The sequence below is a fragment of the Streptomyces sp. NPDC046862 genome (genome assembly GCF_040704615.1).
GTDB lineage: Bacteria > Actinomycetota > Actinomycetes > Streptomycetales > Streptomycetaceae > Streptomyces.
Window position 1 is genome coordinate 23,551 of sequence record NZ_JBEYXP010000039.1, and the last position, 18,073, is coordinate 41,623.

Here is an 18,073-nt window from a genome sequence, read left to right on the forward strand (position 1 = left end):
GATGTGCCGTGGGCGACTCGGGGGTCGGCGAGGCCCTTCAGGACCTCGGTCCGCACGATGCGGCAGTCGGCGGGCGGGCGGCCCGTCAGCTCGATTCCCGGTGCACCACGCGGAACCCGAGCACGTGGTTCGTCTCGGGGACCCCGCCGGGATCGCGGACCACCCGGTCCACCAGGTCGGCGAGTTCACGCCCGGCGGGCAGCTCCAGGTGAACGGTGCTCAGACGGGGCCGCAGCAGCCGGCCGAGCACGAGGTCGTCGGCGCCGATCACGGCCGTCTCCTCGGGAACGGCGATGCCCTCGTCCTGGAGGGCACGCATCAGCAGCATCGCGTACTCGTCGTTGTACCCGAACACGGCGTCGAGGCCGAGGGAGCGCCAGCGCCCGGCGAGTTCGACCGCGGCGTTCTCCTCGTAGGCGAGCGGCAGTTCGGTCACCGTGGCGTCGGTGTCCTGCAACTCCTGTCGCACACCGGCGAGCCTGGGGCGCGAGTAGACGCTCAGGCCCCGCTCCTCGGGCATGACCACCCCGATGCGACGGCGGCCGCGGGCCAGCAGGTGGGCCGCCGCGCTGCGCCCGACCTCACGGTGGTCCAGGAGCATCCCGTGCGAGCCCTCGACGGGCTCGGGTCCCATGGTGACCACGGCCCGGGCCCCGGACCGCTTGAGGACGGCGACACCCTTGGGGCCGAGTCCGGCCCCGGGTACGATGACCGCGACCGGGCGCAGTTCGGCCCAGGCCCGGGCGGCCTCGTCACCGTGGAGACCGAGGCTGCCGTACTGGACGACGGTGTAGTCGAGGCGGCTGAGCGCCCACTGGATCTCGTAGATGAACCCGCTGTACAGCGGGTTCGCGGGGACGTGCGGAGCGGGCATCAGCACCAGGCGGCTGTGTCCGGCGCGCAGGCTGCGGGCGGCCGCGTGCGGCACGTATCCGAGTTCCTTGGCCGCCTCGTGGACGCGGCGACGCGTGGGCTCGCTGATCCGGACGGCGCTGGTGTTGTTCAGGACGTAGCTGACGGTCGCGCGCGAGACGCCCGCAAGGCGCGCCACATCTGCACTGGTCGGCACGGATCGCTGTGCGGGCGACGAAGGAGCGGGCTGGTTCGGTATCTGGACCATGACGTACGCATCTTTGCAGAAGCTGTGACGGGCGTTCGGGCAGGGGAGGTCGGGGGGGTGGCAGGGCAGGTGACGGGGTAGCGCGCGCCGGTCCCTTGCGGGACGGTCACGCGACCGCCGTGGGTGCCACCATACGCAACTCAGCCAACGCCGCGACGACGGCGGGCCGTTGGGCGCCGCCGCCGCGCGTGCACGTCAGCAATTTGCGATGGGGGTTGCCGGCGCAGCGGACGCGGGTGATGGGCAGGTGAGGGGTCAGTTGGGCGAGGCGCGGAACGAGCGCGACACCGAGCCGGTGGGCGACCAGATGCGCCGAAACGTTCCAGTCCAGTGCATGGTGCACGATGTTGGGGCTGAATCCGGCACCACCACACGCCGACAGCACGTGGGGACGGCAGGGACTGTCGGCCACCGGGGCGATCCAGTCCTCGTGCGCCGCGTCCGCGAGGTCGATGCGTTCGCGGCCCGCCAGGGGATGGTCGTCGGGGACGACCAGGTCGAACGGGTCGTCGAGAAGCGGCTGTTGGTCGAACCGCTCGTCGGCGAGGGGCGGGTTGTGCGGGGTCGCCTCGACGACCGCCAGGTCGATCTCCCCCTCGAAGAGCAGGTCGAAGCTCTCGGGCACTCCCGCCTCCTGGATCCGTACGGACAGGCGCGGGTGGAGGGTTCGCAGGCGGGCCGCCATCGGGGCGAGCAACACCGAGACGGCGACGGGGAATCCACTCGTGCGCAGGATGCCGGCCGGGGACCCGTGGTCGGCCCGTAGGTCGAGTTCGGCCTGCTCCCAGCGGGCCTGGATGGCGTCGGCGTGCGCGAGCAGGCTCTGTGCCGCAGGCGTGAGCCGGACGCCGCGGCCCTGCGGTTCCAGCAGGACGACGTCCAGGTCGCGGGCGAGCTGACGGATCTGCTGCGAGGCGGCGGACGGTGTGAAGTGCAGGGCGTTGGCGGCCGCGGTGACCGTGCCGTAGTGGGCGACCGCCCTCAGGACGTGCAGTCGGCGCAGGTCAATCATGAAGGCTACGCTTCAAGGTGTGGTCCAGAAAGTCAACCTGGACGTGTACGTCGGCTTCGGCCCACCCTGGCTGTGTCGCGACGGTCAACCATGTCCGCACCACAAGGAGTTGCCATGACCAGCACGATGGCCGGAGCCTGCCCGCACTGCGGCTGGCCCGACCACGCCGAGCCCTTCCGGGTCGTGTCCCGGCACGTCACGGCCGCGGGCCACACCGCCTGGATCCGCTGCGGGTGCGGCTCGCTCCAGGTCCGCGTCGTCGACGAGCGCGGGATGCGCGTCGTCTCCCGCAGCCGGCCCCCCGCCCCGGCGGGGGTGCGCGAACCGTGCGGCTCGGCCGGCGGCTGACCGTCCCGGCCGGCCGAGGAGCCCCTGGAACGGATCATCGGCCGGCGGTCCGCGCCTCACGTCGGGCAGGCGAGCGACGCACGACTCGAATTCGCTCAAGCGTGCACCCGTTTCGCGCCATCTCTGCAAGGGTGGGCGGATGGAGACGCTTTACAGAAGACTGCTCAGGCTGATGCCCCGGATGGGTGTACAGGTCACCGACCTCGGCCCGGGGACCGCGGTGGTCTCCCGGCGCGGCGGGCCCGCCCGGATTCCGCTCCAGCCGGGTGCGGACCTGCTCGCCAGTGGCGCCGGCCGGTATTCCGTGACCCGCGCCGGCAAGGGCACGTGGGTGGTCCTCGACAAGAAGGCCCAGAAGGCCGCGCAGTCGCCCGGCAAGTGGACCGACGTCCGCCTCGGCGACACCGGCGCACACCTGCTGATGACCGAGAGCGCGACGGCGGACGAGCGCCGCTTCCAGCTCGCGGCCGGGGAGTACCTGTGCTCCCAGCACGTGGCGGGGATGCTGGCGGCCTACGAGGTGAACTGCGTCTTCGACGTCGGGGCCAACGCCGGCCAGTACGCCAAGCGGCTGCGCCGGTTCGGCTACACCGGCCGGATCCTCTCCTTCGAGCCCACCGCGGACGCCTTCTCCCGCCTGGAACGGGCCTCGGCGGACGACCCCGAGTGGCACGTGCACCACTTCGCCCTGGGGCGCGAGGAGACCACGCAGTCCATCCACACCGGCTGGAACTCGATGAACTCGTTGCTGCCGCCGAGCGACTACGGCCGGGGCCGCTACAAGCGGTTCGCGAAGACGCAGACGGAGGAGATCCAGATCCGGCGGCTCGACGGGGTGATCGAGAAGGCCCTGGACGGCATCGCCGATCCCCGCCCCTACCTCAAGATGGACACCCAGGGCTACGACCTGGAGGTCTTCGCGGGCGCCGGGGAGCGGATCGCGGACTTCGTCGGCCTGCAGTCGGAGGTCGCCGCGCTGCGGTTGTACGAGGGCAGTCCGGAGATGAGCGAGGCGATCGCCCTCTACGAGCGCAGCGGGTTCGGAATCACCGGCATGTACCCGGTGACGCGCGAGGAGAGCACGGGTCGCGTGGTCGAGTTCGACTGCGTGATGATGCGCGCGGACGCGGCTCCCTCGAAGGGCTGAGGGCTCCGGCCGCGGCCCGCCTGTACGGTGCCACCCGCCGGTTGGCGGGCAGGTGCCGCCGTGCGGCGGGCTGCGGGGTCGGGCCCGGCGCGCGGACCATGGGGCCGTACGAGCCGCCGGCACGGCACCCCCGTGTGAGGAGAACCCCATGACGCTGACCCCGCCGCCGTTCGACCCCGAGCTCGCCGCCGCCCTGGAGGTGGTCGCCGAGTCGCTGCCCTCGTCCTTCACGCTCGACGGGATCGCCGAGCTGCGCCAGGGCCTGGCCTCCATGGACCAGCCCGAGGAGGCACTGAGCCGCGACGGGTTCTTCGAGGTCGAGGACCGGACGGTGCCGGGGCCGCAGGGCGCGCCCGACATCTCACTGCTGATCTGCCGGCCGGCCGGGTCCGCCGGCGGGCGGCCGGTGATCTACAACACCCACGGTGGCGGGATGATCCTCGGCAACAACAGGATCGGGATCGACCTCGCCCTGGACTGGGCGCGGGAGCTGGACGCGGTCGTGGTGTCCGTGGAGTACCGGCTGGCTCCGGAGCATCCGCATCCGGCGCCGGTCGAGGACGTCTACGCCGGTCTGCTGTGGACGGCGGAGCACGCCAAGGAGATCGGCGGCGATCCGGAGCGGATCGTCATCGTGGGAGGCAGCGCGGGCGGCGGTCTGACGGCCGCGCTCGCGCTGCTGGCCCGCGACCGCGGGGGTCCTCGGCCGATCGGGCAGATGCTGATGTGCCCGATGCTGGACGACCGCAACGACACTCCGTCCTCCCACCAGATGGCGGGGCTCGGTGTCTGGGACCGCGCGGCCAACGAGACCGGGTGGACCGCGCTGCTCGGCGACCGGCGTGGTGGGCCGGACGTGTCCCCGTACGCGGCTCCGGCGCGGGCCGAGGACCTGTCCGGGCTTCCGCCCGCCCTTCTCGACGTCGGGTCGGCGGAGACCTTCCGGGACGAGACGGTCGCCTACGCCTCGCGGATCTGGCAGGCCGGGGGTGTCGCCGAGCTGCACGTCTGGCCCGGCGGCTTCCACGGCTACGAGGGGTTCGCGCCGCAGGCCGCCGTTTCCCAGGCCACGGTGGGGGCGCGGCTGGCGTGGCTGCGGCGGCTCGTGGGCGAGTGACCTCGCCTCCGCCGCCTCTACCGTCCCATCCTGCCCCTGGAGGCTCCGCCCCCAGACCCCCGTGGGGGGCGTCTGGGGGTGGGTGGGGTGGTGCGCGGGTTGTCTGTGGCTGGTCGCGCAGTTCCCCGCGCCCCTTACGGGGCACTGTCAGGTAGCGAGGGTGGCCACCGGCTCCAGGCCATACGTGCGGGCGTAGCCGTTCTCGGTGCCCACGAGCAGGTCCACGACGCTGAAGTAGCGGTCCCAGAAGGGGGTCTCGCGCAGTGCGTCGATCAGCAGCCGGTAGGCGTCGTGGTCGTCCGCCTCCCAGACCCATATGTCGGTGACCCGCGCCGAGTAGAACTCCGTGTCGTAGAAGCGGGAGCGGACGCCGCGGGTACGGGCCTCGATCACCGGGACGACCTGGGTGGTGAACGCCTGGACGCGTTCGGCCACGGTCATCGCCAGCCACTCGGGTGTGGTCTTGACCAGCATGAACGCGGTGACCGGCGGCTCGGTTCGGTCAGTGGGCATCGACTGCCTCCGGGGTGGCGAGGACGGCGGGCTTGAGGGTCCGCGCGCACCACTGCGCGAATCCGGTGGCCGGGCCCGCCTGCGCCGAGCGGTCGACGCCCGAGTCCAGGCCCTGGTCCTTGGCGCGCTTCATGTCGACCATGCCCTCGACGAACGCCTCGTTGAGGCCGTGGCCGAGCAGGGTGGACCGCAGCTCGTCGAGCGGCTGGCGCCGGTAGCGGACCGGACGGCCCAGTTCCTCGGTCATGATGCGGGCCAGGTCGTTGGGCGACAGGTCCTGCGGGCCGAGCACCGGAACACTGGCGACGCCGGTCCAGGAGCGGTCCAGCAGCAGTCCGGCCGCCGTCGCGGCGATGTCGGCGACGGCCACGAGCGGGGCCGGGCGGTCCGCGGCGACGGTGTCGGTGAAGACGCCGTGCTCGCGGATCGAGTCGGCCTCCTCCAGCAGGTTCTCGAAGAAGGACGGGTTGGCCAGGGCGCGGTAGGCGACGCCGGAGTCGGCGATCAGGTCGTCCATGGCCAGGGAGGCGGTGACCAGCCCGGCCCGGGCGGCCTGGGGCGTGCCGCGGCCCAGCGCCGAGACGCCGACGACATGGCCGACGCCGTGGGCGGCGAACGCCCGCGCGGCCGGGCGGGTGAAGCCGCTGTACGCCTCGTCGGGCGTGCCCGAGGCGTCCGGCGGCACCAGCCAGAAAACGGCGTCGGCCCCGGTGAGGGCACGCTCGACGGTCGCGGCGTCGCCGTGCGAACCGGTGACCACCTCGACCCGTTCGCGCACGGCCTCGGAGAGGCGGGCAGGATCGCGGACCACGACGCGCAACTCCTCTCCGTGTGCGGGCGCGGCCTCGACCAGCAGCGACAGCAGTCGGCGGCCGATGTTCCCGGTGGGGCCGGTAATGACGATCATGAAAACCTCGTGGTGTGTGTCGGATCGGTACGCCCTTTCATCGTGCGGACGCCAACAGCATTGCCACAATGGGAACTTCAGCATCCAATCATTGCCTGAAACGGAATTTTGCCGGTGAGCAGCTCCTCCCCGAACCTCGACGCCAACCTCGCCGTCGCCCTCGACGCCCTGCTGACCGAGCAGAGCGTGACCCGCGCCGCCGCGCGGCTGCACACCTCCCCCGCGGCGATGAGCCGCACCCTGGCCCGGCTGCGACGGGTGCTCCAGGATCCGCTCCTGGTGCGGGCGGGGCAGGCGATGGTGCCCACACCCCGCGCCGAGGCGCTGCGGGGCGAGGCCGCCGCAGTGGTGCGCCGGCTGGAGGCACTGCTCACCCCGAGTGGCGGGATCGACCCCGCCACACTGAGGCGCACCTTCACCATCCAGGCCGCCGACCTGGTCGGCGCGGCGCTGACGCCGGGCCTTCTCGGACTGGCCCGGCACCGGGCGCCGGGCGTCTCGCTGCGGGTGCTGGCGGAGGAGTGGGAGGCGGGGCCCGCGCTGCGCGAGGGCCGGATCGATCTGGAGATCGGGGCCATCGACCACGTCGACCCGGAGACCCGGGTCGAAGAGCTGGTCACGCTGCGGATGGCGGCCGGCGTCAGGGCCGGGCACCCGCTCGCCGAAGGAACCCTGACAGCGGCGAGGCTGGCCGCGGCCGAGCACGTGACGGTCAGCCGCAGGGGACGCTTCACCGGCCCGCTGGACGCGGCCCTGGCCGAGCAAGGGCTCAGCCGGCGGGTCAGCGCCGCCCTGCCCGGACATCTGGCGGCGATGGCGCTGGCCGCGGTCGGCGACGTGGTCTGTCTGGTGCCGACCGCGCTGCCGGGCGAGCCCCCTTCACCACTCACCCACGCGGCGCACGCGCTGGGACTGCGCCTGCTGGAGATCCCGCTGCCGCTGCCACCACTGACGATCGGCATGGCCTGGCACCCGCGCCACACCGCCGACGGGGCCCACCAGTGGCTGCGTGGCGCCGTGCGCCGGGTACTCCGTCCAACCCGAGAGGAATAGTCCACAGCGCGGGCCCGCGCATACCCGGGCACCCGGACACGGGCCCGAACCGACACGTGTAGCGGCGGCGGGGGCGAAAAACCCCCGTGGCCCTACGACATCCGGCGGGCGTACCGCACCATGGGCACATGAAAGAGCTGGCCGGGCGCCTGACCGCGCTCGACCCGGACGCCGGCGCCGCCGTACGGGTCATCGCCTACTTCGACCGACTGGCCGAGTCCCGGGCCGGCCTGGAGGCGCTGGTCCGTGGCGCGGCCGTGCTGGCCGGCTGCCCCGCACGACTCGTCGACAGCGGACGGCGGGTGCGCGTGCGGGTCGAACCCGACGGCAGCCGCCGGGACGACCCCGCGGATCTCCCGCCGGACCCGGCCTGGCCGTCGGAGGAGCTGACGCCGGACGGCGCCGCGGCCTTGTGGCTGGAGCGCGCCGCGCCCGGCCCGAGCGTGGTCGACGCGGTGATCCTGGAGCGGGCGGCGGGCGCGATCAGGCTGGTCCTGGACCGTACCCGCGGCCGGGCGCCCGTCTCCCCCGCCGACGACCCGGCCCTCGTCGAGACCGTTCTCGACGCCACCGCCACCGAACGGGTCCGGCTGCACGCGGCCCGGCGCCTGGGCCTCGACACCGGTGACCCCGCCACACGGGCGCGCGCCCTCGCACCCCTCGACGGCCCGCCACGGATCCTGCCCGCGCAGACGGCCCGGCGCCCGGGCCTCGACACCGGTGACCCCGCCACGCGGGCCCGCGCCCTCGCACCCCTCGACGGCCCGCCACGGATCCTGCCCGCGCAAATGGCAGAGAGCCCGGCCGACACCCGGTTGCCCGTGTCCGTGGGCCGGCTCGGTGTCGGCCCCGCCGTTCCCTTGCTCGACCTGCCCCGTTCCTGGACCGCTGCCCGTACCGCCCTCCGGTTCACCGCCGAGGGGACCGCGCGCGATCCGGGCTCCCGGGTCGTGCACGCCGACGAGCTGGGCGGTATCGCCCTCCTCGCCGATCTCGTCGTTGCGGGCGCGGAGCCGCCGCCCGACGTCCACGCCCTGGAGGGAGCGGCGGCCGACGCTCCCTGGATGCTCCTCACCCTGTACGCCGTCGCCTCCACGGCGAGCCTGCGCGCGGCGGCCGCGGAGGCCAACGTCCACCACTCGACGCTCCAGGACCGCCTGACCCACGCCGAGTCGCTCCTCGGCTGGCCGGTCCGCACTCCTCAGGGCCGCCTGCGGCTGCAGCTCGCCCTGGCCATGCGGCGACTGGCGCGGGGGTAGGGGACGAGCCGGTCCGCGGCGCGAACCGCCGTCCCCGCCTGCGATGTTCCGCTTCTCGTGCCCCCGCGCCCACCCGGACGTTACCGTTCGGTAGACAACGTCCTGCCGGAACGTCCCACCGGAGGTGTCCCGTATGGCTCCCGACCGTTCCGCCGGTCTGGCGGAGTGCGTTCGCGCGCTGGCCGCCGGGGAGGTGACGTCGCGGACGCTCGTCGAGCGGGCGCTGGCCCGGATCGAGGCGACCCAGCCGACGGTCAACGCCTTCCGCCGGGTGCGGACGGAGGCGGCCCTCGCCGAGGCCGACGCCGCGGACAGGGCACTGGCGGCAGCTGAGCGGCGCCCGCTGCTCGGGGTGCCGGTGGCCGTGAAGGACGACATGGACGTCGCCGGCGAGCCCACCGCGTTCGGCTGCTGCGGGGAGTTCCCTCCACGTGCCGAGGACGGCGAGGCGGTACGGCGGCTGCGCGCGGCCGGGGCGGTCGTCGTCGGCAAGACCAACACCTGCGAGCTGGGCCAGTGGCCGTTCACCGAGGGGCCCGCCTTCGGCGCCACCCGCAACCCGTGGCACCACGACCACACCCCGGGCGGCTCGTCCGGAGGTTCGGCGGCCGCGGTCGCTGCGGGCCTGGTCCCGGCCGCGCTGGGCTCGGACGGCGCCGGCTCGGTGCGCATCCCCGCGTCCTGGACCCACCTCGTCGGCATCAAGCCGCAGCGCGGACGCATCTCGACCTGGCCTCGCCCGGAGTCCTTCCAGGGCATCACGGTCAACGGCACACTCGCCCGCACGGTCGCCGACGCCGCCCTCCTCCTGGACGCGGCGAGCGGCAACCACGAGGGTGACCTGCACCGCCCGCCCGCGCTGAGCGTCTCGGAGGCGGTGGGCCGCGACCCCGGCCGGCTCGGGATCGCCGTGTCCCTCAAACCGCCGTTCACGGCACTGCCCGCGCGGCTCGATCCCCAGGTGCGGGAGCGCGTGCTGGCCCTCGCGGAGCGGCTGGCGGCGCTGGGACACGTGGTGGAGGAGGCGGAGCCGAGTTACGGCCGGATCGGTCTGACGTTCGTGCCGCGCGCCACCGCCGGTATCGCCGAGTGGGTGCGCGAGGTCCCCCACCCGCACCTGCTCGACCGGCGCACCCGCGACTCCGCCCGCCTGGGCCGGCTGCTGGCCGGGGCGCCCCTGCGGGTGGCCCGCCGCGCGGAGGCCTCGCTGCACCGGCGGATCGGGGCGCTCTTCACCTCGTACGACGTGATGCTGGCCCCGACGACCGCCGCTCCCCCACCGCGTATCGGCGCCATGCTGCACCTCGGCGGACTCGGCACCGACCGGGCGATGATCGCGGCGTGCCCGTACGCCTGGCCGTGGAACGTGCTGGGCTGGCCCGGGGTGAACGTCCCCGCCGGGTTCGTCGACGGCCTGCCCGTGGGTGCCCAGTTGCTCGGCCCGGCGAACAGCGAACCCCTTCTCGTGTCGCTGGCCGCGCAGTTGGAGGCGGACCAGCGGTGGCACGAACGGTGGCCGCCCGTACGGTCCGCCACCGATTCGGCTGCCGCGTGAGGGGCGGGGCGGAGGTGCCCGCCCATACCGTGGCGGGGACCCGCGCCCTTACGCTGTGACCATGGACGACGTGTCGATGGTCGGGCTGATGGGGCGGGTCACCGGCACGGTGGGGCCCGGGCTGGTCGGTGAGGTGATCGTCCGGGTGCGGGGCGGCGCCGAGCACTTCCTCGCGTACGCGGCGTCCGCGAAGGAGCGCATCGAGCCGGGGACCGTGGTGATGGTGGTGGAGCACCTGCCGCCGCGGACCGTCTACGTGACGGCGGCGTACGACAGTTGAGTGCGCTCCGCTCCAGGTGAGAGCGGTGTGCGTCAAGGTTGCGGCAAGGTTTCACCGGCGTCTGTACCCGGGGCGTGCGCGGAGGGACACTCGCGTTCGTTCGGTGCCGTCAGGGCACCATCCAAAGGGGGCGAGTGCCGATGTTCGTCGGCGTCGTCGCGGGGGCTGTCGTCCTCGCGCTCATTTTCATCGTCGGGGTCTTCAAGCTCATGTGGCGAGTGGCGGAGCCCAACGAGGCACTGATCATCTCCGGTTCCAAGCACAGGACCGAGGGCCTCGAGGAAGGCATGGGCTTCCGCATCGTCACCGGGCGCGGCACGTTGGTGCTGCCCGGCGTTCAGGCGGTGCGCAAGCTGTCGCTGGACCTGAACGAGACCGAGCTGTCCGTCGACTGCGTGACCCACCAGGGCATCCCGCTGAAGGTGCGGGGCGTGGTCATCTTCAAGGTCGGCGACGACTTCGTGTCCATCGCCAACGCGGGCCGCCGGTTCCTGGACCAGCAGAAAATGATGTCGGAGCGGGTGCACAACGTCTTCGCCGGTCACCTGCGCTCCATCGTGGGCGGGCTGACGGTCGAGGACATGATCCGCGACCGGGAGAAGCTGACCGGCCAGACCCGGGCCGCCTGCGGTACGGAGATGGAGAAGCTGGGGCTGATCGTCGACTCGTTGCAGATCCACGAGATCGAGGACCCGACGGGCTACATCCAGAACCTGGCCATGCCGCACGCGGCGGCCGTGCAGCGGGACGCGCGCATAGCCCAGGCCGAGGCGAACCGTCTGGCCACGGAGGCCGAGCAGCAGTCGTTCGCCCGTATGGCCGAGGCGACCCGGGACAGCGAGATCCTCCAGGCCGGCTACCAGGCCGAACGCGACAAGGCCGCCGCGCGGTCCCGGCAGGCCGGACCGTTGGAGGACGCCGCGGCCCGCCAGGAGGTCGTGGTCCAGGAGACGCGGGTCGCCGAGTTGGAGGCCCACCGCAGGGAACAGCAGCTCCAGGCCGATGTCCGCAAGCCCGCGGACGCGAAGGCGTACGAGAAGCGCACGCTGGCCGAGGCCGAGCGCGACGCGCGGATCTCCGCGGCCCAGGCCAACGCGAAGGAGACGGAGCTGGCGGCCGCGGCCGAGGCGACCCGGGTCAAGGCGGCCGCGGGCGCCGAAGCCGAGGCCACGAAGGCGCGGGGTGCCGCCGCCGCGACCGCGACGCGGGCCACCGGTGAGGCGGAGGCCGCGGCCCAGCAGGCGAAGGGCCTGGCGGTCGCCGAGGCCGCGCGGGCCAAGGGTCTCGCGGAGGCCGAGGCCATCAAGGCACGCGCCGCCGCCCTCGCGGAGAACCAGGAGGCCGTGGTCGCCCAGCAACTCGCCGAGAAGTGGCCGGAGATCGTGCAGGCGGGCGCGAGCGCGTTCGGCAATGTCGACAACATGGTGCTGCTCAACGGCGCGGACGGCATGGCCGACGTGTTCGCGAAGGCGCTCACCATGGGCGGTACGGGACTGGGGCTCGCCCGTCAGCTCCTGGCGTCGATGAACCAGAACGGCGCCACGGCGGGCGGCAACGGCAACGCCTCGGCCGCCGTGCTGAACGGGTTCGCGCCGCCGCGGACGGAGACCGTGCCGGTGGACGTGGACAAGGACGAAAGGTGACGTAAGGAAGGTGAGGGGGGCCTGGCGCGTACCGAGGGCTGACGGGGGCTTAACGTGGCCGCGTGACTGCGTTCGCCGCTGAAGACGTCCCCGGCCGCCACGGCCCCTCCGCCACCACCGAGGCCGACCCGCGCAGGGTCGGCCGGGTGCGCACCGAGTACTCGCCCGCGCACGACGGTGACCCCGATCCCGGGGAGATCGTCTGGACGTGGGTGCCGTTCGAGGAGAACGACGGGCGGGGCAAGGACCGGCCCGTGCTGGTGGTCGCCCGCGAGCCCTCGGGCACCTTCCTCGCCGTGCAGCTGTCCAGCAAACGGCACGACGGCGAGCGGGAGTGGGTGCCGATCGGAAGCGGGCCGTGGGACCGGACGGGGCGGGACTCGTGGGTGGACGTGGACCGGGTGCTGCGGCTGCATGAGGCGGGGATGCGGCGGGAGGCGTGTGCGTTGGACCGGATGCGGTTCAACTCCGTTGTGCGGCGGTTGCGGGAGCGGTACGGGTGGGTTTGAGCGGTCGGCCGGGTGCGGGTTGATTGTGGCTGGTCGCGCCCACGCGGCGGTGCCGCACAATGTGACAGCCCCGCGCCCCTACACACTGCTGAACAAGCGTTCGAAGGCGCCTCGGACCACCGCACCCCGCGTACGGTCCAGCACCCCGAACACCACGTGCTCGAAGTACCCCTCGAAACGCCCCTTCACCAGCAGTTCCCTGAACGCCTCCGCCACCTGCCCCGGATCGTTCCCGAACACCCCGCACCCCCACGCGCCCAGCACCAGCCGGCGGTAACCGCACGCCGCCGCCGTCTCCAGTACCCGTTCGGCGCGGAGCGCGAGGGCGTGGGGCAGCTCGGGGACGCGCTGCGGTGACGTACGCCGGACGACCGACGCGTTCGGTGCGGCGGCGGTCAGGAAGCCGGCCGTGTACGGCTCGTCCAGGAGCCGTCCCCGGTCGTCGCGGAAGACGGGCACGGCGGGTGAGTGGATGACACGGTCCGTGTAGAACGGATCGCGGTGGGTGCGGTGGTGGTCGTAGAAGGCCCGCACCTCACGGACGCACGCGTAGAGCGCGGAGGCGCGGCACAGTGCCTCCTCCTGGGCCTGCGCGCCGTTCAGGAAACCGCCGCCCGGGTTGCGTGCCGAGGCGAAGTTCAGGACGGCGACCGGCGAGCCGTCGGCCAGGGTCAGCCGCCGTGCCGCTTCCAGGCTGCTCTCCTCGGTGACCTCGGTCCGGGCGGGGACCGGGTCGGCCCGCGGTGCCTGCACCGGGTCCGGGCCGAACATCCGCGTTCCGGCCCGCGCCGCCGCGACCGCGGCGGCGATGGACACCTCGCGCCCGTCGGCCGCTCGGTACACGCCGTGGGCGACGATCTCCTCCGTGTCCCGCGCGATTCCGCGCAGGCGCGCGCTCATGGCGCCTCCCCCGTCGTGCTCATGCACGCATCCTGAGCGATGCTGGTTCTGAGCCGCAACGGGATTTCCTGCTCCGGAACGGCCTGTGAAAGCTGCTGAAACACGGCCTCTGGCCCCCTGAAGGAGAGGTTCTCGAATACCAAAAGACACGATGTGCGCCCTTGTGCGAACCGGCGCGAGGGTTTTGGGTGGGACGAGCGTTGCCGGTCCGGACCCAACCGACATCGGACCGGCGGCATGGTGGAATCTCAGGAGGATCCCTACATGTCCGATTCGCCCAGTGGCTGTACGGAGAAACGCTCCGCCGTCACCGAGGCAGAGGTCGAGGCGCTGGTCCGCGGCATCTGCTTCAAGACCGGCCCGCCCCGCACCCTCGGTGTCGAAGTGGAATGGCTCGTCCACGAGTCGCGCGACCCGCGGCTCCCGGTATCACCCGAACGTCTCGAAGCGGCCTACGCCGCACTGCGGGCCCTGCCCCTCTCCTCGGCGCTCACCGTCGAACCCGGCGGCCAGCTGGAGCTCAGCTCGGCGCCCGCCACCTCCCTGACGGACGTCATCACGTCCGTCGCCGCCGATCTGGACGCCGTCCGCGCGGTACTGCGCGAGGCGGGACTCGTCCTGAACGGCTTCGGCCAGGATCCCTGGAACCCTCCCCGCCGCTACCTCCATGAGCCCCGCTACGACGCGATGGAGCAGTGCCTCGACCGCTTCGGGCCCGAGGGCCGGGCCATGATGTGCACCTCCGCGTCCGTCCAGGTGTGCCTGGACGCCGGGTACGAGGAGCCCGGCCCCCTGGGCTACGGGCGGCGCTGGTGGCTGTCGTACCAGTTGGGCGCGGTCCTGCTGGCGGCGTTCGCCAACTCCCCGCTCGCCCGTGGCCGTGTCACCGGCTGGCGTTCCACGCGGCAGTCCCTGTGGGCGGCGATGGACCCCGGCCGGGCCGGCGCTCCCCGGCTCGACGGTGATCCGCGGACGGTCTGGGCGCGGCACGTCCTGGACGCGCCGGTGATGTGCGTCCGGGCCGACGAGGGCCCCTGGGGAGTCCCGGAGGGAGTGAGTTTCCGGGACTGGACCCGGTCGTCGGATCCGCCCGGCCGTGCGGATCTCGACTACCACCTGACGACTCTCTTTCCACCCGTTCGGCCCCGCGGCCACCTCGAACTGCGCATGATCGACGCCCAGCCCGGCGAGGACGGGTGGATCGTGCCGCTCGCCGTGACGGCCGCCCTGTTCGAGGACCCCGAGGCGGCGGAGATCGCCTACCGGACCGTCAAGCCCCTCGCGGAGCGGGCCGGCTCGCTGCCGGCTCCGCGCAATCCGCTGTGGATCGCGGCCGCCCGGTCGGGTCTCGCCGACCCCGAGCTGCACGAGGCGGCTCTCGCCTGCTTCGACGCGGCGGTCGAGGCGCTGCCCCGGCTCGGCGCCGGCGACGGCGTACAGGCGGCAGTCGCCGCTTTCACCGACCGCTACGTGGCCCGGGGCCGCTGCCCCGCCGACGATCTGCTCAGCCAGCTTCACGGGAAGGACATCCGCACATGACCGCGCCCGAGACGACCGACCCGGAGATACTCCGTGAGCGCGCGCTTCAGGCGCTGACCAGGGCCCGCGTCCGCACCGCGCTGCTCACCTCCTGTGTCGAGGACCCCGAGCTGACCGCCCAGCACTCGCCGCTGATGTCCCCGCTGGTGTGGGACCTCGCGCACATCGGCAACCAGGAGGAGCTGTGGCTGCTGCGGACCGTCGCGGGACGTGAGGCGATACGGCCCGAGATCGACGGGATCTACGACGCGTTCGAGCACCCGCGGGCCGAGCGGCCCTCGCTGCCGCTGCTGCCGCCCGCCGAGGCCCGCCAGTACGCGGCCGAGGTGCGGGGGCGGGCGCTCGATGTGCTGGAGAGCGCCGCGTTCCACGGCGGCACCCGGCTCACCGAGGCCGGTTTCGCGTTCGGGATGATCGCCCAGCACGAACAGCAGCACGACGAGACGATGCTGATCACCCACCAGCTCAGGAAGGGCGGCGCCGCCCTGACGGCTCCCGATCCGGAGCCGGTGCCGCTGTTCACGGGCCCCTCCGAGGTGCTCGTGCCCGGCGGCCCGTTCATGATGGGCACCTCGACCGAGCCCTGGGCGCTGGACAACGAGCGGCCCGCGCACCGGCGCCTGGTCCCGCCGTTCCACATCGACACCACTCCGGTGACGAACAGCGCCTACCAGGCGTTCATCGAGGACGGCGGTTACGGCGACGAGCGCTGGTGGGCGCCCGAGGGCTGGGACCACATCAAGGCACACGGCATCGAGGCGCCCCTGTTCTGGCGCCGTGACGGCGGGCAGTGGCTGCGGCGGCGCTTCGGCGTCACCGAGGTCGTGCCGCCGGACGAGCCCATTGTGCACGTGTCCTGGTACGAGGCCGACGCGTACGCGCGCTGGGCGGGACGCCGGCTGCCCACGGAGGCCGAGTGGGAGAAGGCGGCCCGCCACGATCCGGCCACCGGCCGCTCCAGGCGCTATCCGTGGGGCGACGCCGACCCCGGGCCGGAGCACGCCAACCTCGGCCAGCGTCACCTGCGCCCGGCACCGGCGGGCAGCTACCCGGCGGGCGCGTCACCGCTGGGGGTGCGGCAGTTGATCGGTGACGTGTGGGAGTGGACGTCGAGCGACTTCCTGCCGTATCCGGGGTTCACGGCGTTCCCGTACAAGGAGTACTCGGAGGTGTTCTTCGGCCCGGAGTACAAGGTGCTGCGCGGTGGTGCGTTCGCCGTGGACGCGGTGGCGTGCCGGGGGACGTTCCGCAACTGGGACTATCCGATCCGGCGGCAGATCTTCTCGGGCTTCCGCACGGCGCGGGACGCCTCGCCGGAACTGTCGGAGCTCGACTGATGTGCCGCCACCTGGCGTTCCTGGGGCCCGAGGAGCCGCTCGGCCGGCTCCTCGTGGACCCGCCGCACAGCCTGTTCCGGCAGTCGTGGGCGCCGCGACGGCAGCGGTACGGGACGGTCAACGCCGACGGTTTCGGGATCGGCTGGTACGCGGAGGGCGATCCGGTGCCCGGGCGCTACCGGCGGGCCGGGCCGATCTGGGGTGACCAGAGCTTCGCGGACCTGGCCCGGGTGGTGCGGACCACCGGGCTGCTGGCCGCGGTGCGGGACGCGACCCTGGCGGGGGCGGACGGGGAGGCCGCGGCGGCGCCGTTCGCCGCGGGGACCTGGCTGTTCAGCCACAACGGGGCCGTCGCCGGATGGCCGCGCTCCCTGGCCTCCCTGGTGCCGTCCCTCCCTCCGGTGGAGTTGCTGTCGCTGGAGGCCCGCTCCGACTCCGCGTTCGTCTGGGCGCTGGTGCTCGGCCGGCTGCGCGGCGGTCAGGAGGAGGGCGAGGCACTCGCCGACACGGTGCTGGAGGTCGCCGAGGCCGCACCCGGCTCCCGGCTCAACCTGCTGCTCACCAACGGCGAGACGATCGCCGCCACGGCCTGGGGCGACACGCTCTGGTACCTGGCCGAGCCCGGCCGCCGCACGGTCGTGGCGTCCGAGCCGTACGACGACGATCCGCACTGGCAGGAGGTGCCCGACCGCACGCTGCTCGTGGCGAGCCGTACGGACGTCCTGCTGACCCCGCTCAAGGACCCGGACGACCGGGCGACGCACACCGCCCACATCGCGGCACCCGACGACACGGCACCCGCACCACCCAAGGAGCCCATCGCGTGAGCCCGTTCCATCTGACCCGCACCCTGCCCGAGGACGCCACGGACGCGGCCCTGCGCTCCGACGTCCTGCACGGCCTTACCCGCACGCCCAGGACGCTGCCGCCGAAGTGGTTCTACGACGCGCACGGCAGCGAACTGTTCGAGCGGATCACCGAACTGCCCGAGTACTACCCGACGCGTGCCGAGCGCGAGATCCTGCTGACCCGTGCTCCGGAGATCTCCGCCGCGACCGGCGCCCGCACCCTCGTAGAGCTGGGCTCCGGGTCCTCGGACAAGACCCGGCACCTGCTCGACGCCATGCCCGACCTGCACACGTACGTGCCCGTCGACGTCAGTGAGAGCGCGCTGCGGCAGGCGGGCGAGGCGCTGATCGCCGAACGGTCCGGCCTCCATGTGCACGCGCTGATCGCCGACTTCACCGCGGCGCTCACCCTGCCGGACACACCCGGGCCGCGGCTCGTGGCGTTCCTGGGCGGCACGATCGGCAATCTGCTGCCCGTCGAGCGCGCGGGGTTCCTGGCGTCCGTGCGGGCGTTGATGTCGCCCGGCGACGCGCTGCTGATCGGCACGGACCTGGTCAAGGACCCGTCGGTGCTCGTGGCCGCGTATGACGACGCGGCCGGGGTGACGGCCGAGTTCAACAAGAACGTGCTGACGGTCGTCAACCGCGAGCTCGACGCGGACTTCGACCTGGACGCCTTCGACCATGTGGCCCTGTGGGACACGGAGCACGAGTGGATCGAGATGCGGCTGCGGTCGCGGACGGCGCAGACCGTGAAGATCCCGGCGGTCGGCCTCGCCGTCGACTTCGCCGCCGGGGAGGAGCTGCGTACCGAGGTCTCGGCGAAGTTCCGTGAGGACGGTGTGCGCGGTGAACTGGCCGCCGCCGCACTGGAGCTGACGCACTGGTGGACGGACCGCGAGGGGAGGTTCGCCCTGTCGCTGAGCGTCGCCCGGTGAGGCGCCCCGCCGGGCCGGTCCGCCGCGCGTGACCGGCCCGGTGTCCCG

Annotated in this window: 18 protein-coding genes; 13 read left to right on the forward strand and 5 right to left on the reverse strand. The window is 73.1% G+C overall.

The features are described 5' to 3' along the window. Positions 1-85: 85 nt before the first annotated feature. Entirely contained in the window at positions 86-1,120 is a 1,035-nt protein-coding gene (locus tag AB0959_RS34725; RefSeq protein ID WP_366830701.1) for a LacI family DNA-binding transcriptional regulator, read from the reverse strand. A 106-nt stretch (positions 1,121-1,226) separates the two neighbouring features. Beyond that, positions 1,227-2,132, reverse strand: coding sequence for a LysR family transcriptional regulator (locus AB0959_RS34730; protein WP_366830702.1), 906 nt, complete (start codon positions 2,130-2,132; stop codon positions 1,227-1,229). 114 nt (positions 2,133-2,246) lie between these two features. On the opposite strand from AB0959_RS34730, the gene AB0959_RS34735 reads away from it, so the two are divergent. From AB0959_RS34735 to AB0959_RS34745, 3 genes are all read left to right on the forward strand, one after another. After that, positions 2,247-2,480 carry a hypothetical protein gene (locus AB0959_RS34735; RefSeq protein WP_366830703.1) on the forward strand — a complete coding sequence of 78 codons (234 nt, stop codon included), beginning with the start codon at positions 2,247-2,249 and terminating at the stop codon, positions 2,478-2,480. Positions 2,481-2,619: 139 nt separating this feature from the next. Next, positions 2,620-3,627, forward strand: coding sequence for an FkbM family methyltransferase (locus AB0959_RS34740; protein WP_366830704.1), 1,008 nt, complete (start codon positions 2,620-2,622; stop codon positions 3,625-3,627). Positions 3,628-3,775: 148 nt separating this feature from the next. Further along, positions 3,776-4,744 carry an alpha/beta hydrolase gene (locus tag AB0959_RS34745; protein ID WP_366830705.1) on the forward strand — a complete coding sequence of 323 codons (969 nt, stop codon included), beginning with the start codon at positions 3,776-3,778 and terminating at the stop codon, positions 4,742-4,744. A 147-nt stretch (positions 4,745-4,891) separates the two neighbouring features. Here AB0959_RS34745 and AB0959_RS34750 read toward each other — a convergent pair whose 3' ends face one another. Then, on the reverse strand, positions 4,892-5,257 hold the full coding sequence (locus tag AB0959_RS34750) for a darcynin family protein (RefSeq protein ID WP_366830706.1): 366 nt from the start codon (positions 5,255-5,257) through the stop codon (positions 4,892-4,894). Further along, positions 5,247-6,164, reverse strand: coding sequence for an NAD(P)H-binding protein (locus tag AB0959_RS34755; protein WP_366830707.1), 918 nt, complete (start codon positions 6,162-6,164; stop codon positions 5,247-5,249). Before AB0959_RS34755 ends, AB0959_RS34750 begins: the two co-directional genes overlap by 11 nt. 105 nt (positions 6,165-6,269) lie before the next feature. Here AB0959_RS34755 and AB0959_RS34760 point away from each other — a divergent pair, with 105 nt between their 5' ends. The 6 genes from AB0959_RS34760 to AB0959_RS34785 all read left to right on the forward strand — a co-directional run bounded on the left by AB0959_RS34760 (position 6,270) and on the right by AB0959_RS34785 (position 12,463). Beyond that, positions 6,270-7,217 carry a LysR family transcriptional regulator gene (locus AB0959_RS34760; protein WP_366830776.1) on the forward strand — a complete coding sequence of 316 codons (948 nt, stop codon included), beginning with the start codon at positions 6,270-6,272 and terminating at the stop codon, positions 7,215-7,217. 128 nt (positions 7,218-7,345) lie between these two features. Beyond that, a complete protein-coding gene (locus AB0959_RS34765; RefSeq protein ID WP_366830708.1) occupies positions 7,346-8,476 on the forward strand; it encodes a helix-turn-helix domain-containing protein in 1,131 nt (376 codons plus the stop codon). Between the two features lie 133 nt (positions 8,477-8,609). Further along, positions 8,610-10,031: an amidase gene (locus AB0959_RS34770; protein WP_366830709.1), complete on the forward strand. Its 1,422-nt coding sequence runs from the start codon at positions 8,610-8,612 to the stop codon at positions 10,029-10,031. Between the two features lie 61 nt (positions 10,032-10,092). After that, positions 10,093-10,311 carry a hypothetical protein gene (locus tag AB0959_RS34775; protein WP_366830710.1) on the forward strand — a complete coding sequence of 73 codons (219 nt, stop codon included), beginning with the start codon at positions 10,093-10,095 and terminating at the stop codon, positions 10,309-10,311. Positions 10,312-10,451: 140 nt separating this feature from the next. Then, positions 10,452-11,954 (forward strand): SPFH domain-containing protein, encoded by a 1,503-nt coding sequence (locus AB0959_RS34780; RefSeq protein ID WP_366830777.1) that lies wholly within the window; start codon positions 10,452-10,454, stop codon positions 11,952-11,954. Positions 11,955-12,016: 62 nt separating this feature from the next. Further along, a complete protein-coding gene (locus AB0959_RS34785; RefSeq protein ID WP_366830711.1) occupies positions 12,017-12,463 on the forward strand; it encodes a type II toxin-antitoxin system PemK/MazF family toxin in 447 nt (148 codons plus the stop codon). A gap of 78 nt (positions 12,464-12,541) precedes the next feature. On the opposite strand, the gene AB0959_RS34790 is transcribed toward AB0959_RS34785, so the two are convergent. Beyond that, positions 12,542-13,363, reverse strand: a complete 822-nt coding sequence (locus tag AB0959_RS34790; protein WP_366830712.1) for a TIGR02452 family protein — start codon at positions 13,361-13,363, stop codon at positions 12,542-12,544. A gap of 264 nt (positions 13,364-13,627) precedes the next feature. Here AB0959_RS34790 and egtA point away from each other — a divergent pair, with 264 nt between their 5' ends. The 4 genes from egtA to egtD are packed head-to-tail and all read left to right on the forward strand — an operon-like array spanning position 13,628 to position 18,025. Then, complete coding sequence (gene egtA / locus AB0959_RS34795) at positions 13,628-14,902, forward strand: ergothioneine biosynthesis glutamate--cysteine ligase EgtA (protein WP_366830713.1); 1,275 nt, start codon at positions 13,628-13,630, stop codon at positions 14,900-14,902. Continuing rightward, positions 14,899-16,239, forward strand: coding sequence for an ergothioneine biosynthesis protein EgtB (gene egtB / locus AB0959_RS34800; protein ID WP_366830714.1), 1,341 nt, complete (start codon positions 14,899-14,901; stop codon positions 16,237-16,239). Before egtA ends, egtB begins: the two co-directional genes overlap by 4 nt. Beyond that, complete coding sequence (gene egtC, locus AB0959_RS34805; protein ID WP_366830715.1) at positions 16,239-17,066, forward strand: ergothioneine biosynthesis protein EgtC; 828 nt, start codon at positions 16,239-16,241, stop codon at positions 17,064-17,066. The genes egtB and egtC overlap by 1 nt, the downstream gene beginning before the upstream one ends. Next, positions 17,063-18,025, forward strand: a complete 963-nt coding sequence (gene egtD / locus AB0959_RS34810; protein ID WP_366830716.1) for an L-histidine N(alpha)-methyltransferase — start codon at positions 17,063-17,065, stop codon at positions 18,023-18,025. The genes egtC and egtD overlap by 4 nt, the downstream gene beginning before the upstream one ends. Positions 18,026-18,073 lie beyond the last annotated feature (48 nt).